This window comes from Gemmatimonas groenlandica (genome assembly GCF_013004105.1).
Lineage (GTDB): Bacteria > Gemmatimonadota > Gemmatimonadetes > Gemmatimonadales > Gemmatimonadaceae > Gemmatimonas > Gemmatimonas groenlandica.
In genome coordinates this window covers 3,173,327-3,188,689 of the sequence record NZ_CP053085.1, presented here as the reverse complement: position 1 = coordinate 3,188,689, position 15,363 = coordinate 3,173,327, and the positions used below count along the sequence as shown (strand labels likewise).

General features: G+C 65.1%; 14 protein-coding genes. 8 read left to right on the top strand and 6 right to left on the bottom strand.

The genetic code is table 11. The features are described from left to right. Positions 1 to 3 precede the first annotated feature (3 nt). Positions 4 to 510, top strand: coding sequence for a flagellar assembly protein FliW (gene fliW, locus HKW67_RS13490; protein WP_171225874.1), 507 nt, complete (start codon positions 4 to 6; stop codon positions 508 to 510). A 5-nt stretch (positions 511 to 515) separates the two neighbouring features. Continuing rightward, the gene (locus HKW67_RS13485) at positions 516 to 2,372 is read left to right on the top strand and encodes a glycosyltransferase (protein WP_171225873.1); all 1,857 of its coding nucleotides are present in this window, start codon (positions 516 to 518) and stop codon (positions 2,370 to 2,372) included. 28 nt (positions 2,373 to 2,400) lie between these two features. Here the strand turns inward: HKW67_RS13485 and HKW67_RS13480 are convergent, their stop codons facing one another. From HKW67_RS13480 to HKW67_RS13455, 6 genes are all read right to left on the bottom strand, one after another. Then, entirely contained in the window at positions 2,401 to 3,252 is an 852-nt protein-coding gene (locus HKW67_RS13480; RefSeq protein ID WP_171225872.1) for a class I SAM-dependent methyltransferase, read from the bottom strand. Positions 3,253 to 3,281: 29 nt separating this feature from the next. Then, entirely contained in the window at positions 3,282 to 3,947 is a 666-nt protein-coding gene (locus HKW67_RS13475) for a NeuD/PglB/VioB family sugar acetyltransferase (protein ID WP_171225871.1), read from the bottom strand. Then, positions 3,944 to 5,152, bottom strand: a complete 1,209-nt coding sequence (locus tag HKW67_RS13470) for a DegT/DnrJ/EryC1/StrS family aminotransferase (protein ID WP_171225870.1) — start codon at positions 5,150 to 5,152, stop codon at positions 3,944 to 3,946. The genes HKW67_RS13475 and HKW67_RS13470 overlap by 4 nt, the downstream gene beginning before the upstream one ends. Continuing rightward, complete coding sequence (locus HKW67_RS13465; RefSeq protein WP_171225869.1) at positions 5,149 to 6,123, bottom strand: hypothetical protein; 975 nt, start codon at positions 6,121 to 6,123, stop codon at positions 5,149 to 5,151. The genes HKW67_RS13470 and HKW67_RS13465 overlap by 4 nt, the downstream gene beginning before the upstream one ends. 6 nt (positions 6,124 to 6,129) lie before the next feature. Beyond that, positions 6,130 to 8,889 (bottom strand): glycosyltransferase, encoded by a 2,760-nt coding sequence (locus HKW67_RS13460; RefSeq protein WP_171225868.1) that lies wholly within the window; start codon positions 8,887 to 8,889, stop codon positions 6,130 to 6,132. 217 nt (positions 8,890 to 9,106) lie between these two features. Then, entirely contained in the window at positions 9,107 to 10,546 is a 1,440-nt protein-coding gene (locus HKW67_RS13455; protein ID WP_171225867.1) for a tetratricopeptide repeat protein, read from the bottom strand. Positions 10,547 to 10,755: 209 nt separating this feature from the next. Here HKW67_RS13455 and HKW67_RS13450 point away from each other — a divergent pair, with 209 nt between their 5' ends. The 6 genes from HKW67_RS13450 to HKW67_RS13425 all read left to right on the top strand — a co-directional run bounded on the left by HKW67_RS13450 (position 10,756) and on the right by HKW67_RS13425 (position 15,344). Continuing rightward, positions 10,756 to 11,523, top strand: coding sequence for a flagellin N-terminal helical domain-containing protein (locus tag HKW67_RS13450; RefSeq protein WP_171225866.1), 768 nt, complete (start codon positions 10,756 to 10,758; stop codon positions 11,521 to 11,523). Between the two features lie 90 nt (positions 11,524 to 11,613). Further along, positions 11,614 to 13,662 carry a flagellar filament capping protein FliD gene (gene fliD, locus HKW67_RS13445; RefSeq protein WP_171225865.1) on the top strand — a complete coding sequence of 683 codons (2,049 nt, stop codon included), beginning with the start codon at positions 11,614 to 11,616 and terminating at the stop codon, positions 13,660 to 13,662. A gap of 63 nt (positions 13,663 to 13,725) precedes the next feature. Beyond that, the gene (gene fliS, locus HKW67_RS13440) at positions 13,726 to 14,124 is read left to right on the top strand and encodes a flagellar export chaperone FliS (protein WP_171225864.1); all 399 of its coding nucleotides are present in this window, start codon (positions 13,726 to 13,728) and stop codon (positions 14,122 to 14,124) included. A gap of 14 nt (positions 14,125 to 14,138) precedes the next feature. Continuing rightward, positions 14,139 to 14,612, top strand: coding sequence for a hypothetical protein (locus tag HKW67_RS13435; RefSeq protein WP_171225863.1), 474 nt, complete (start codon positions 14,139 to 14,141; stop codon positions 14,610 to 14,612). A 17-nt stretch (positions 14,613 to 14,629) separates the two neighbouring features. Continuing rightward, on the top strand, positions 14,630 to 14,896 hold the full coding sequence (locus HKW67_RS13430) for a hypothetical protein (RefSeq protein ID WP_171225862.1): 267 nt from the start codon (positions 14,630 to 14,632) through the stop codon (positions 14,894 to 14,896). A gap of 160 nt (positions 14,897 to 15,056) precedes the next feature. Beyond that, positions 15,057 to 15,344 carry a flagellar biosynthesis anti-sigma factor FlgM gene (locus HKW67_RS13425; RefSeq protein WP_171225861.1) on the top strand — a complete coding sequence of 96 codons (288 nt, stop codon included), beginning with the start codon at positions 15,057 to 15,059 and terminating at the stop codon, positions 15,342 to 15,344. Positions 15,345 to 15,363: the final 19 nt, after the last annotated feature.

Sequence of the window (15,363 nt, the reverse complement as noted above, 5' to 3'; positions counted from 1 at the left end):
TTGATGAGTCACGCCGTCATGGACCAGCAGGATCGCAGCACCACGACGTACACGATCACGTCGCCGGCCGTTGGCACGATCGAAGTGAGCGGAGACGCTGTGATGCATTTCACGGAAGCGTTGTGGGGTTTTCCGGAGCGTACCACCTACGCGCTGCTCCCCGCGGCGCGTCAGGGACTCTGGTGGTTGCTCTCGGTCGACGAGCCGCAGACGACGTTCGTGCTGGCCGATCCCTTTGTCGGGCATACCGACTACGGCATCGACCTCGGTGACTCGGAGCGCGACGCGCTGCAGATCGTCGAGCCGACCGATGCGCTGGCGCTGGTGATGGTCGCGTTGCCGATGACGTCGAGTGAGCCGGTCACCGGAAATTTCCGTGCACCGATCGTGTTCAACATCAGCAAAGGCCTCGCGCAGCAGATCGTCAACCGTGACGAGCAGTATTCGTTGCGAGAGCCGATGGATCTGTCCGCGTATCCGGTGGCGGAAGACGGGCTGCGGCTGTCGTAACGGTCGTGCCGTCCACGTCTTCATCGACGCCGAACGTGCCCGCGCTCGAGAGCGCCCAGCGCCGCGAGGACGGCGCCCCCCGATTTCACATCCCCGCACAGCCATTACACGCGGCATGGCGTGAAACGGTGGAGGAGGAGCAGTCTACCGGCGTCGTCGCTGAGCTTCGTCTGTTCCTCGATGCGCAGCTGGAAGCGGGCGATGCGCTCGTCGATGTCGCACCAGGCTTCGGCTTTGTCTCCTTGTCGGCCGTCACGGCACCGACAGGCCTGCCCAGCGTCTTCGTCTTCGATGACGAAACGGGAACCCTTCCGCTGCTGCAGAGCGCAGCGCGCGAGGTCGGCGGCTGGCTCGACGCATTTGTGCACGCCGATTTCTCCAATGATCGGCTGGTTACGCTCGTGGCCGATCGCATCGGTTTTGAAGGGCGAGTATTCGTGCATGCCGACGCGATCTCGCTGGCGCCGGTGCTGCAGAGCCTCAACGCCCTGATCGTGCTCGGGCGGGTCGTTGCGATCTGCCTCTCTCCGTCGGCAAACGCCTCCGAGGCCTCCCATGCCGAGGCGTACGCACTGCTTCGGTCGACGGGTTTCGGTATACACGAAATGCGCGATGCGGATGGTGAACCGTCACTGTTCGCTACGGCCGACTGGGATGCGGGGACGCCGGTTATCGCCATCGCCGGCACGGCGACCGAGCAGCCCGTGAGCGCACTCGTGATGGAGGAGCGTACGCCGGCCGTTGTCCGTACGCCGGTCCCGACGAGTGCGGCGCCGCCTTCATCCGACCGATTCTCTTTCATCGCGCCGTACTGCAGGACCGGATATGGTGTGGTCGGTGCGCACCTGCTGCGCGAGTTCACGCAGCTCGGTGTGCCGGTCGCGTATTTCCCGCTGGGGAACGTCGACCGAAGCATCGTGAAGAACGATCAGCTTGGTGCGGCATTGGCTCGCCAGGGGGAGTTCGACGACACGGCGCCGAGCGTGCGTCTTTCGCAACAGTTCGACCTGGCGCTGCATGTCGGCCGCGGGCCGCGCATCGGGTTCCCCATTTTCGAGCTCGACAGCTTCGATGCGTCAGAGCGACACCATCTGGAACGGCAGGATCGCCTCATCGTGACGTGCGAGTGGGCGCGTGCCGTGCTGCTGGAGAACGGCATTTGGCGTACGCCAATCGACATCGTTCCGCTTGGTGTCGATCGCACGGTGTTCCACGAGCATGTACCCCCCGCCAGCAAGCGCGGTCGCGATACGGTCTTCATGAGCGTGGGGAAGCTCGAATCCCGGAAGGGGCAGCGCGAGTTGCTCCGCGCGTTCGAAGCAGCCTTCTCGCCGAAAGACGCCGTGCAACTGGTGCTCATCTGCCACAACGCGTTCGTCGACGCGGCGCGACTCGACGAGCTTCTAGCACCGTTCAAGCGATCGCCCATGGCCTCGCGAATCACGCTGGTAACGAAGCCGCTGCCGCATCAGAAGGATCTCGCCGCCGCGATGGCGATCGCCGATTGCGCCGTTTTTCCGGCGCGCGCGGAAGGCTGGAACCTCGAGGCCCTCGAGATGCTCGCCATGGGCAAGCGCGTCATCGCGTCGGCATGTACGGCGCACACGGCTTTTCTCACCGCGGACAATGCGAAGCTGGTCGCGATCGACGCGCTCGAGGAGTCGGTGCCGGGCGAGCACTATGGCCGCTGGGCTGCGTGGGGCGACCCGCAGCACGAACAATTGGTGCAACATCTCCGGGACGTTCACGGCGAACGCCAGCGCGGTGAGCTGGCGGTGAATCACGCCGGTGTGGAGACATCGAAGCAGTTTTCCTGGACGGCATCAGCGCGCGCGCTGATGGCGAGCGTCTCGCTCGCGTAGCATGCGCGGGCGCGCTGGCGCCGGTGCGCTAACGCATGCGCACCGCAATGCCGATCGGGACGATCGAGTCGAACGATTCGATGAACTCCCAGCCGTCCAGTACCGACTTCAAGTGCTCCCAAAGCCAAAGGAGCGAGGGACGAAGATCGTCGGGATGTGAACGAATGTGCGCGTACCGGCTGCTCGGCGAATCGCCCAGCAATTCGTCCGACGAATCGAGCAGATCGTCGAACACCAGTGCACCGCCCACGGCCATGTGGGGCAGCACGTCGGCAAGATCCCACCACGTGCCAAGTGCGGTGTGATCTCCGTCCACCGTGATCAGATCGAACATACGGGGGGCTGCTTCGCCGGTGCGTAACAGCGCGTCTTCATCCAGCTCCACCGCGCCCAGCTGTACTTCCTGAAAGAAGACGGGGAGCGTGTCATGACTGTTCCCGGAGAGGAAGTGCAGGGCGCCGCGATGTTCGGGCGCTACGCGCCGCATTTCGTCGCGTACGAATCCCGGACCGGGATTGTCCACGCCGCCGTAGTTCTGCGTCCACCAATCAAAGGAGTACGCGTGCACATCGGGCGACTCCGCCAGCACCTGTGCCAGACTCCATCCGCGACGCGTGCCGATCTCGAGATAGCTGCGCGGCTGGGTCGCGTGCGCGATCGCCCGCAGGGCAGACCGGATTTCGAATCGACGCTCCTGTTGTGCGGCCCCCTCGCGAAGCCACTCGATCAAGCGCGGCTTGTTGACATCGTCCGGCGCGAGCTGCTCGAGCGTATCGGCCGTCGCGCTGTTCAGCGATGGCGACCCGATGACGTCGCGAATGGCGTCAAGATTGCGCTGTGCAATGGAGGAAACCACAGGGGAGAGGACAGGACTGGTCATATCGATCGCAGAGAGGTAAGAGGTGGCGCTCAGGCCGCGTGGCGGATCTTCTTCACGACGGCCGGCACGCCGACCGCCAGTGCATACTCGCCGATGTCTTTCGTGGCCACGGCACCCGCTCCAAGAATGGCGTGATTGCCGATGCGCACGTGCTCGAGGATGGATGCACCGGTGCCGATGTACGCGTGGCTGCCCAGATGCACGCCGCCGGAGATATGGCAGCCCGGGGATACCGTGACGAAGTCGCCGATGACGGCATCATGCCCGATGGTGCAATCCAGATTGACCGCCACATGCGCGCCGATCACGATATCGGTGGTGGCAATGGTGCCCGCACAGACGATCGTGCCCTCGCCGATCTCGACGTCGGGTCCAACGCGCGCCCCCGCGGCGATGATCGCCGGTGCAAACCGATAGCCCTCGGCGCGTGCAGCCGACACCACGCGATCCTTGATGTCGGTCATGCCGCCGATGCCACACACCAGAAACGTGTCGCCGGAGACGTCAGCGAGGGTTCCCACCGGAAGTCCCTTCAACAGCGTCGCTCGCGGTTCGCGGTCCACGAACATGACGGGCTCAAAGCGCAGCGCACTCTGGTGAGCCTGCGCGTCGAGGAGTGCCCACCACACTTCGCGGGCGAATCCACCGGCGCCGAGAATGGCGACCTTGATCGTACCCACGCCGGTGTTGCTCACGCGGCCGCCGACGAGATAGCGCGTTCGGTGTCCGGAACACCGGTCGCATCGGGCACCGACACCGACACGCCACCGAACACGTCTCCCAGCTCGATCTCTTCGACATGGTGTCGAATGCGAGCGGCGATCGCGAACACGTCCTCGCGGGTGAGTCGAGGCGACGACGGAACGTTGATGCCTGACGACGCAATGGCGTCCGCGACCGGAAACGGGCGAGACGACTCGTAGGGCGGCATACTGTGCATCGGATAGAAGAACGGGCGCGTATCGATCCCGTCGGCTCGCAAGCGAGCCATGAGTTCGTCGCGCAGCGCCGGCCGATGCTCGGCAGCCCTGAGCCGAATGCTGGTGAGCCACTGCACGCTCGTCGTGTCCGGTCGCTCGCCCTGCCAGGCAATCCCGGGCACGTCTCCAAGTGCTTCGCGATACCAGGCGTGCACTTGCTGGTGCGCGGCAATCAAGCGCTCAGCTTTGGAGAGCTGAGACACGCCGAGTGCGGCCGCGAGGTTCGTCATGCGGTAGTTGTAGCCGACGATCGGAAACCAATAGCGCCGCGATGGGTCCATGCCCTGCCCGCGCAGCAGCTCCATACGCCGTGCGAGTTCCGGATCGTTGGTGGTCACGACACCGCCCTCTCCCGTCGTCATAATCTTGTTGCCGAACAGGCTGAAGCTGGCGATCGTGCTGAGGCTGCCGACGCGTCGACCGTTCACGGTGGCGCCATGCGCTTCCGCAGCGTCTTCTACGATCCACAGCCTGTGCCGCTGCGCGATCTGCGCGATGGCGTCCATGTCGCAGGGCATGCCGTAGAGATGCACGGGCATGATGCCCACCGTGCGCTCCGTGATGGCGGCTTCGACGGCTGCCGGATCCATGTTCCAGGTATCGGCCGAACAGTCGACGAAGACCGGCACGGCGCCACAGTAGTGCACCGCATTCGCCGATGCGATGTATGTGAACGTCGGCACGATGACCTCTTGCCCCGGCTTCAGGTCGAGCGCCATCAGCGCGAGGTGGAGGGCGGTCGTTCCGTTGCAGGTGGCTAACGCATGCGTCGTTCCGGCGAACTCGGCAAAGTTGCGCTCGAACTTCTGGAGATACGGTCCCTGCGAGCTGATCCAGCCCGAATCGAACGCGTCGAGCAGGTGCGAGCGGTCGTTGTCATCGAGATGTGGCTCGGTGACCGGATAGCGGATGGCAGTCATGGCAAGACCCGGGGAGCGGGGATATCAGAGAGGATCAGCGCGTACTGTTTGTCGCGCTCTGAGGCGAGACGAAGGCGGACGGCAAACGGCGTATCCGCGAGATGCGCGCGCATGATGTCATGCACCGGCGCGAACACGGGATGGTCGCCGCTCATGTCTACGCTGCCGATGGTGATGCGAACGTCCGAGACGACCCGCTGCGCTGCGCGCGCCAGCAGGTCGTTGTTCTCTGGGCGGAAGCACTGGACGTCGACCGCACCCAGCGTGTACTGCTGGCGCTTCCATAGCGACGTGGGGTGCACGATGGCAATACGACTGTCCATGTAGGTCTGGAAGCCGAGTGCGGCGGCATCTCGGCAGACACCAACCAGCAGTCCGTCGTCATAGCTGCCGCGAAAGCGAACACCCTGGTCGAACAGCTCGCGCCGGAACAGGACGCAGCTGCCGACGCTGCTCAGCGGCACACGGGCATGATGGCGAAACTCGCGATGGTAGGGCGCTTCATTGTTGAAGCGCGCGCCGTCGAGTCCGCGGAATCCCCACGTGTCGTAGAACAGTGTGCCGAGGAAGATGGCGGGGGCGACGATATCCGCTGGTTCGGCCAGCAGCTGGTCGAGCAGATCGAATGGGAGCACGAGGTCGCTTTCGCACCAGAGCACATGGGTGCAGTCGGTGGCAAGCGCCTGCTCGACGGCCACATTGCCGAGCATCGCCCACTTCCTGACGCGATCGGCGAAGTCGGCCACGGGTTCGACGTCGACCTTCGAGAGTGTGACACGGCTGTCCGCCGCGGCCCACGCCTGAAGGCGCGCGTGCGAGTCGTCGGTGGAATCTCCCTCGACGAGTGAGAACGCTAGCTCGATGTGATCGCGTGCCTGCGCCGTCATGACGGCGCGAAAGTAATCGATGTACGCGGCGCTGTTCCGGAACAACGCGCACACGGCAACCTTGCGGCGAATTGGACTACTCATGGGCACTCATGCAGACAGTCTGGAAGAAAGTTCTCGAGGATACTGGTGCGCGATCGCGGCGTGCCACGCAGACGGGAGCAGCGAGTCGATCACCGCACACCCTGCCGCGCGAGCTGCCGCCGCCGCAGCGGGATCACGCACGGCGACGACGATGTCGGCCGATGCGCGCAAGCGATGCAGGGTGTCGCTGTCGAGCGGATCCTCGATGAGCAGCATGTCCGGCCACTGGGCGTCGCTGCCGCCGGCCAGTTGCATCGCCGCACGAAGGCGGTCTGTCGCGTCCTCGGCGCTCACACCTTGCGCCGGGTCGAGACAGATCGCGAGCGTGACGTCATCATCGGTCGAGCAGGCGCCGGCGAAGGCGCGCGCGATGGCAGGTGACGTGCCGTTGTGCCAGTCGGCGTGCGCCAGAATCACGAGGCTGCGCGGGGATTGTAGCGCGAAGCGACTCGTCGTCGCTGACGGCGTGTCCGCGCGAAGCGCGCGCGGAGTGAGCGTGCCCCAATGCGTCAACGCCTCGGCCATCGCCCTCCGGCTAGCGCCGACTGTGATGAAGGTCTGCGATCGTGCGTGGGCCGCCCGGGCCCGCTTACCGCGCTCCGAAACGTCCGTCGCCATCTGCATGGCGTTGATGAGCGTCGAATGCCACGCGCCCGCAGCGGCCGACGTGTCGGCGAACGGAGGCACACGCCAGCCGGCGTCCGTACCGACGATCTGTCGGGACAGATCATCGTCGGTGGCGATCACCGGAACCCCGCATGCCATCGCCTCACGGAGCGTGCGGCCGCGACCAGTTGCCGTGCCCACATGCAACAGCACGTCGCTCGAACGATAGAGCGACGGCATCTCATCGTACGCAATGGGCGAACTGTCGACCCAGAGCGCAGGGAGATTCGGATGTCGCCGGCCGGCCGATACGTCGGACATGAGCCGCGCGCTCCAGGCACTCAGGTCTCCCTCGCGGCGAGATGGCAGCACGAGATGCAGCAGCACATCGTCGCTGGCGGTGAATGCGCGATCATAGGTACTGACCACGCGTGCGAGTGCGCGGTGCGGCCGGTCTCCACCGATCACGAGAAAGCGGGTGGCGGCGGTCGCCGGTCTGCCGTACTTCGCACCCGTCGGCGTGAACTGGCTGGCGTCAACTGCCGCCGGGAGCACGACGATGCGCGCCGGATCGACACCGATCGCGAGCACGGCGGCACGCGCCATGTCGTGAGGCACGACGACGATATCGGCGCGATCGCGCAGTGACGTGACCAGACAGGGTGGCACACGGTCGGTCACAACGCTGCCCGTATCGATGACCCACGTCCCTTGCGATGGCGTGCACGGACGGGTGACGAGCGCGGTCTCGTCGAGGATGGTGACATGGACGGCCACCGCAGGCAGCGTACGGCGAAGATGCCGCCAGGCTTCGATTGCGGGAGATGACCAGGACGGTCGAACGCCCTGCTCGTCGGTGCGCCAAGCGTACGGCACGTTGCCGCGCTGCTGGAGTGCGAAGAGCCATTCGCTGGCGTTGGAATGACGGCGCCGTGTGTTGCCGCTGCCACCCTCGACGATCACACCGGCCGTCGAGGCCTCGGTTGCTGTTGCACGACCCGCCGGTGCGCTCATGGCATCCACTGTCCGACCGATGTCCTTCAGGCGCGCACCAATCGCCGCACCGACCCGAGACCACGGCCATTCGGTGACCATGTCCTGTCGCGCGCGAGCGCCGAGGGCGCGTGCTTCGGCGCGGTCGGCATGGACGCGGCGAAAGAGTGCGCTCAGGTGCGAGGCGCTGGGGTCTGCCCAGCGCTGTCCCGCGTAGACCGACACTTCGGTGGCGTCGGCGGGCACGAGGCCGTCGACGTCGATGAGGTAGCCGTTGTCGGCGTTCAGAAAGGCGAGATGCGCGCTCCAATTCGTCGCGATTACGGGTACGCCGCACGCCATCGATTCCATAAAGGGGCGACCCCACCCTTCCCCGCGCGTGGGCAGCACGAAGCCGTCGGCCATGCGATACAGGGCGGGCAGATCGCGTGCTGGCACCCGCTCGCCGATCAGCACGATCCGCGCGACGTCGGAACGACGCCGGCCACACGCTTCGGCGAGGAAGTGGTCGATACGCTCGTTCAGAATGTCGGCGTTTCGTCGACCGTCCACGTTGCCGATGGGATAGGCGCGAATGACCAGAGTGACATCGTCATCGGGAGAGAACGCCTCTGCCCATGCGCGCAGCAGCACGTCCCACCCTTTGCGCAAGCGCCACTCGAAGACACTCAGGAACACGGTCCCGCGAACGCCGGGGACCGCGTACGGTGCGCCGTCCGGGTGAAAGAGCTGACTGTCTATTCCACCGGGAATGACGTGCATGGGCACGCGGACGCCGGCGTCACGAAAGGTCTGCGCGTTGAAGTCACCGGTCACCCACAGCTCGTCCAGGGCATTCGCGCCGGCGACCCAGTGCCCGGGAAGTCCGTCGGTCTCGAACATCGAGCGCCCGACCGAGTACACCGACTCCTCGTGGGAGGGCGCGAAGCTGTCGATCGTCGCGTGTTGGACCTGAATGAACGGCCCTGGCACCGGACGCTCGACACACCGCGTCAGTGCGGCCAAGTGGTCGGCGCTCAGGGTCTCGCGAAATCCCCGTGCGTCGCTCGTGCTACTGCGCAGGCTGACCGGAACTCGATCCGCCTCGAGGGCGGCCACCATTCCTCGAACTTCGTCGGCATAGCCGGTGGGTTCGAAGACTGGCCCTACCCAGACGACCGGACGCACTAGCGGCTCCCGCGCGCAGACACTGGCGCGAGCGACGCACGCTGTTTCGTGCTGGGCGTGTGGAGAGACGAGGAGACAGGCATGGCGACCCGTCCAAATGCACGGAATGTGCCATATTCAAGTCATTGCTATTCAACATCTTAGCAGGTTTGCCGGGCTTGTGGCGCGACGTGAATCGGCAACGTCGTCCTCCGGATCCGGCAGAATCTGCCGGACGCTACGAGCCGAGTGCGCGAGCCAACGCCTCGACGACGCTCGCCCAGTCACGCGGCGCTCGCTGTCTGATCAGTCGCGCCGCCGGGTACCAGGGCGTGGCGTCGGTGGCGAGCCCCCAGCGCCAATCGGGGGTGAAGGGGAGCAGGATATAGGTGGGGATTCCCATCGCACCGGCCAGATGGGCAGTACCCGTGTCCACGCTGACCAAGGCATCGTACTGCTCCAGCAATAAAGCAGTATCAAGCCAGTTCAAAGACAATTGCGGTTTGAGAAATGTGCTTGGCGTCTCGCCGATCGTTGCGCCAACCTGCAGCGAGACCCACTCGACGTCCGGGATATCCAGCAGGCGCGGTAGCAACGCCGGGTCAAAATCCCGCAGCGTCGTCGACAGAAACGCCGGATTCCCCCGCCAGACCACGCCCACGCGACGACGCCTGGACGGTGCCGCACTCGGACGCGCGGCCACCCCCGTGCGCAGATACGGGATGCCAGCACTGGCCACGTCGGCGCCGGCTCCCAGCCGATGCGGCAGCGACAGCATCGGTACGTACCAGTCGGTAACCGGCGCTTCGCCCTTCGCCACCGCGTCGAAGCCGCTCGCGATGAACAGCGACAACGCGCCCGGATGACACTCCACCACCACGCGCGATGCGCCACGCTGAGAGAGCGCGGCCACGTAGCGCACGAACTGGAAGTTGTCGCCTTGACCCTGTTCCGCCGTGACAAGAATCGACTGCGCATCGAGCGGTTCGCCGTGCCACGCGGCCGCGCCAGTGTCCGGGGGAGTGGGCAATCCGCGGTGTTCGAAGTCCGCCCAGCCTTCCGCACTGGGGCCCTCGAGAAGAGAGGTCAGCGCGCGCTGAAGCCGCGTTGGTACATGGGCCGGACGCACGGTTTCCGCACGATCGAGCCAGTACCGTGCGCGGGTGAGATCGCCGAGCGCGTGCCGGATCTGGGCGGCCGTCAGCAGCAGCGCCGGCTGCTTGGGAGCGATCGCCATCGCGCGCTGCACGATCGGCCATGCCCGCTGCGGATCGCCTTCCGCCCGCGTCGCACCAGCCAGCGCGCCCAGCGCGGCCGGGTCCTTGGGGCGTTTTCGCACCACCCGTTCAAAGAGCCGCCGTGCTTCGGTGGGTGCTCCCGCGTCGAGCAACGCGGCGCCGAGTTCATAGATCGCCGTGACCTCGGCGCTTTCTATAGGAGCGGGGCCGGACGTGGCGTCGGTCGCGTGACGAAACGCGGACAGCAGGGCATCGCGCACGGCCACCGTGTTGCCCGCCAGCCGCCAGGCGTTGGCCACCAGCAGCGCCGCCGTGATCTCACCGGGCAGCGCGTGCTGCACCCGCGCAAACGCGGCGGCGGCGTCGGTATGATGGCCCGCATCGAGCGCCGTTTGGCCCGCCACCAGCCACGCTTCGATGTCACTGGGGCGCGACGTCATGCGTGAGGCGCCGATGGTGTGACGATGCGCGCCACTGCCGTATCGAGTGCGCCTGAACTGTGATACGGCGTTCCATCCGAGCGAAGCATTCGAAATCTCCCGCTCAAGTTCTTTCGAGCTCGGACGACAATATCATCTGACCGCGATTCGATAGTCGGATCCGGGCGAGGCACGGATGCCTCAGAGTAAACATCACGGAGGATAGTTTCATGCGTATCAACACGAACGTCGGCGCCATCACTGCTTCGCGCAACATCTTCGTCAACAACATGGCGACGGAGAACAGCATGCGGAAGTTGAGCTCTGGCCTCAAGATCAGCCGTGCGGCTGACGATGCGGCTGGTCTCTCGATCGCCAACAAGCTTCGCACGCAGAGCCGGTCGCTCACGCAGGCGGCTTCGAATGCGGAGCAGGGCAATGCGATGCTTCAGATCGCGGAAGGTGCAGCGTCCACGATCCAGCGCATCATCGAACGTCAGAAGGAACTGATCACGCAGAAGGAGTCGACGGGTAACAACAGCACCGTGTCGGCCACCCTCGGCACCGAAATCGCTACGCTCCAGACTGAGTCGGCTCGTATCCTGGCGGATGCGGACTTCCAGGGCGCCTCGGTGTTCGCCTCGCTCACGTTCCAGGTTTCTGACTCGTCGTCCAACGGCACGGTCACCGTGAATGCCGCGCTCACGCTGACGTCGCTCTCCGCGTCGTCGACGCTTGCCAATGCAGACACGGCCCTTGATGCGGTGAACTCCACGCTCGCCAACATCGGTGCCGGCCAGAACGTGCTCGACTACACGGTGCAGAACTTGAAGTCTGCCGTCGTGAACGTCCGCGCGGCCGAGTCGACCATCCGCGACGTCGACATGGCGGAAGAAATGGCCACATTCACCAAGAACAACATTCTGACGCAGGCTGCACAGGCCATGCTGTCGCAGGCGAACCAGGGCAGCCAGAACGTGCTCCAGCTGCTCCGCTAAACCTGAAGTTCTCCAGTAGGTGATTAACCCCGGGGTCGGCGAGTTTGCCGGCCCCGGGGTCTGGCCTTAGAAAAGCAGTAGGAGGAACGCATGTCGAGTCCGATCAACATCAGTGGACTGAGCACCGGCATTCAATGGGGCGATATCGTCGATTCGACGATCAAGGCCTATGAAGCCCGTCAGGTCACACCGATTACCGATCGCATCACGAAGCGCGCGGCACAGAAGACGGCGTGGACCAAGATGCAGGGCCTCGTCGAAACGCTGAACACGAATGCGCGCAATCTGCGACGCACCGGGTTCGGCGGCTTTTTGGCGACCGTCCCGCCCAGTCCGAGCACGTCCCGCACGTTGTTGTCGGCCACGGCCTCGCTCACCGCGACGCCGGGGCGTTATCGCGTTGAGGTGCTGCAACTCGCCGACACGGCGAAGATCGGCGGCGCCTCGGTCGCCGACACCACGGCGGCGCGAGGATTGACCGGATCCATGTCGATTAACGGGACGTCGATCGACATCGTCGGCACCGAGTCGCTCGCGGACATCCGGACGAAGATCAACGACGCCAATATCGGGGTGACGGCGGCCATCGTGAGCGAAGGCGGAACCGCCGGTCGTCTCGTGCTGACCAGCAACACCGCTGGCGCGTCCGGCGTGACCATTGCCGACGGCACCGGTGGCATGGCGCGCGAGCTCGGCTTCATCGACACGCGCAGCAAGCCGATTTCGTCGGCGAGCATGAGCGCGGCGGCGGCACTCGGACTCGCGGTGTCCCCGCAACCGGCCTCCATTCGGGTGGGTAGTACCCTTATCACCGCCGATCTGGCGACCGAGTCGATTGCGTCGATCGCGGCCAAGATCAACGCGGCTGGCGGTGCGGCCTCGGTGGAATCCGAAGCCTACGGTAGCGAGACACGCTATCGCCTGGTCGTCGACGGCAACGTCACGGCGGTCGATGGTGATGCCGACTCGCAGGCGGTCATCGATGCGCTCGGCTTTGCCGCCGGCACCACCGGCAGTGTGAAGCAGACGGTGCAGACGCCCGTGTACACCGACGCGGCCGATGCCGTCGCCGGTGCCGCGACGTCGCTGGTCGGACTCAAGTTCGGAGGTTCCGCGTCCAATTTGGCCGTCGGCGATGCCATCAACATCCGCGGGATGCGCGGCGATGGTACCGCCGTGACGATCGGACTGGTCGTTGGCGCGAGCGATACCATGCAGACGCTGCTCGACAAGGTGAACGACGCCACCACGGGCTTCGGCTCCGGCTCGCGCACGGCCACCGCGGCTCTCGGGAGCGACGGACGCATGCGCCTCACCGACGAAACGGGCGGCGCTTCGCGCCTGTCGATGTCGATGTCGGTGACGCATGCCGACGGTACGACCGGCTCGCTCGGCTCGGCCAGCACGTCGGTGGCCGGACGGAGTCGTGAACTGCAAGTGGGTCAGGATGCGGTGATCCGGGTGGACGGTCGCGAAGTCACGCGATCGACCAACAACATCACCGACGCCATTGCCGGCGTCACGCTCTCGCTGAGCACGGCCGAACCCGGCACGGAGATCGATGTGACGATCGATCGGGACGTGAAGGGGACGGTCGACTCCGTGCAGAAGTTCGTGGACTCGTACAACGAGATCCGGAAGTTCTTCGATGAGCAGCGTCTGGGTGATGCACCGCTGTACGCCGATACGCTGTTGCGCGGTGTGGTGAGCACGTTTCAGGAAGCGCTCCGCACCGATGTGAGCAGCAACCCCACGTACAACAAGCTGACCATCGCTGGTGTGACGCTGGACCGGAACGGGATCCTGACGTTCAACCAGGACACCTTCAAGACCGCCCTCGCCGACAAGCCCAGCGAAATCGAAGCCCTCTTCGGCTTCTCGGGTGTGGGGCAGGCGTTCGTGACGGCAACCGACAACGCGACGCAGTTCGGCGTCGGGACGATCAGCGCGCAGCTGAAGAACATCAATCAGAACACGATTCTGCTGAAAAAGCGCGAGGCCGATGCGCAGAAGCGCATTGAACTCAAGCGCGAACAGCTCGTGGCGCAGTTCACGCGTATGGAAGAAGCGATGAGCCGTCTCACGTCGCAGAGCAGCTCGCTGCTTTCCAGTGTAAAGGGACTTCAGGGCAACGGGTAACTGCCGATACTCGAGAGAGAGACGCAGTCCACGTATCTGTTCTGACTCCAGCCACTGTCCCCGATGTCTTACGCCAGCCAGTCCTCGTCGTATCGCGAAATGGAGATCCAGTCGGCCTCTCCCGAGCGACTCGTCGTAATCGTGTTCGAACAGCTGGTTGTGAACCTGGAGCGCGCCCGGATCGCGATGGACCGCAAGGATATCGAGTTGCGTGTCACGTCGCTGCGCCGCGCGCGCGGCCTGGTTGGCGAGCTGCTGGCCACGCTCGATTTCGAGAAGGGTGGAGCGCTCGCCAATCAGTTGGCCGATTTGTATCAGTTCATGCTCTATGAGCTCGTCGACATCGGGCAGCGCGGTGATGTGGCCACGATGCGCAAGCTCGTGAACATCGCGACGGCGCTCCGAGACGGCTTCTCCTCCGCCGCCGGCAACGTCGGCGTGGCGAAGCTGAAGACCGCGTGACCCGGAACCCGATCATGAACGCCTTCGACACCATTCGCAGCGGCCGGTTCGGTCGTCGCAGTCCCGAGGCTCGCCAAGCGGCGGCTCGCGGAGCGCTGGCGATCTGTGCCAGCGCGGATGCGCTCGCACGCGAAGCCGTCGAGGTGGTCGGCCAAGATGACGACCGCCTGTTCAGCCTCCTTGAACAGCGCGACCAAATGTTGCAGGACCTCACCGAACATCTGGTGATGCTGCGTCTCGAACGCCCGACAGCCGATAGCCCTCTATATGCGGCGACGGAACGGGCGGTCGATGACGCGGATGCGCTGCTCACGGAAGTGTCCGCAGCGCTGAGCACGTCGCACCGCGTCACGATGGAACTGGCCGCCAGGGTGGCGCGCCGGACCGACGAGATCCGGAGCGAGCTTGACGCGGTACAGCGCGCGAGCAGCGCAGGACTTGGATACGGAGCGGCCGCCGGAGCACATCTGGTTGACCGTCTCCGCTGATCTGAGACCAGCCGACGATGTCCATACGACCGGCCACCCCCGAGGCGTTCGGCTCCCTGTTGCAGGAGAAGCTGGACGAGCTCGATCAGGCGGCTCAGCACGAGGCACTGATGGAGCATGACGAGGTCGAACTGCTGCGATTGCGGGCGGCATACCTGGTGAGCGGCACGGATGGAAAGCCGTGGCACACCGGGGCTGCCGTGCACTTTCAGGGGGATCTGTCGGAGCAGGATGTTCCGGCCCCCACGCTCGACATCAGCTACCCCGCACGGCCGAGCCGATAGCTCGGTGCATGACCGCCGGGACCGTGGTTCGGTCCCGAACGGGCTCTACCTGTGTCACTGGGCGACAGGGACGTCGCATTCCGGGATAAGGAAATCCTCCCGACTTGTAAAGTTGCGCGCCATTCCTGCCGATAGTCCCATGTGAGGAGGAGGAACCCCTATGCGAATAAACGGAAGCAGTTTCGATCCACTACGCCCGACGCCGACGAGCAGCCCTGCCGTACAGCGTCCCGCGCAGGAGATCACGCAGTCACCGGCCACCAAGCCGGTGAAGTCGGACTCGGTCCAGATTTCGGACGCGGGTCGTCGCCTGAACACTGAGCAGGCGAACGCCCTGAACCCGGAACGTGTGGCCGAGCTACGCACGAAGGTGCTCACGGGCGCCTACAACACTCTCGATGTCGTGGACCAGGTAGCGCGCCGCATTCTGACGCGCGGCGATCTGTAGGTCTGCGGCCCACTCCGAC

Bases quoted from the DNA above. Each gene is read 5' to 3' on its own strand.
- HKW67_RS13435 (WP_171225863.1), top strand. From the start codon at position 14,139: ATGAACGCCTTCGACACCATTCGCAGCGGCCGGTTCGGTCGTCGCAGT.
- HKW67_RS13480 (WP_171225872.1), bottom strand. From the start codon at position 3,252: ATGACCAGTCCTGTCCTCTCCCCTGTGGTTTCCTCCATTGCACAGCGC.
- fliW (WP_171225874.1), top strand. From the start codon at position 4: ATGAGTCACGCCGTCATGGACCAGCAGGATCGCAGCACCACGACGTAC.
- fliD (WP_171225865.1), top strand. From the start codon at position 11,614: ATGTCGAGTCCGATCAACATCAGTGGACTGAGCACCGGCATTCAATGG.
- HKW67_RS13455 (WP_171225867.1), bottom strand. From the start codon at position 10,546: ATGACGTCGCGCCCCAGTGACATCGAAGCGTGGCTGGTGGCGGGCCAA.
- HKW67_RS13425 (WP_171225861.1), top strand. From the start codon at position 15,057: ATGCGAATAAACGGAAGCAGTTTCGATCCACTACGCCCGACGCCGACG.
- HKW67_RS13450 (WP_171225866.1), top strand. From the start codon at position 10,756: ATGCGTATCAACACGAACGTCGGCGCCATCACTGCTTCGCGCAACATC.
- HKW67_RS13430 (WP_171225862.1), top strand. From the start codon at position 14,630: ATGTCCATACGACCGGCCACCCCCGAGGCGTTCGGCTCCCTGTTGCAG.
- HKW67_RS13465 (WP_171225869.1), bottom strand. From the start codon at position 6,123: ATGAGTAGTCCAATTCGCCGCAAGGTTGCCGTGTGCGCGTTGTTCCGG.
- HKW67_RS13470 (WP_171225870.1), bottom strand. From the start codon at position 5,152: ATGACTGCCATCCGCTATCCGGTCACCGAGCCACATCTCGATGACAAC.
- fliS (WP_171225864.1), top strand. From the start codon at position 13,726: ATGTCTTACGCCAGCCAGTCCTCGTCGTATCGCGAAATGGAGATCCAG.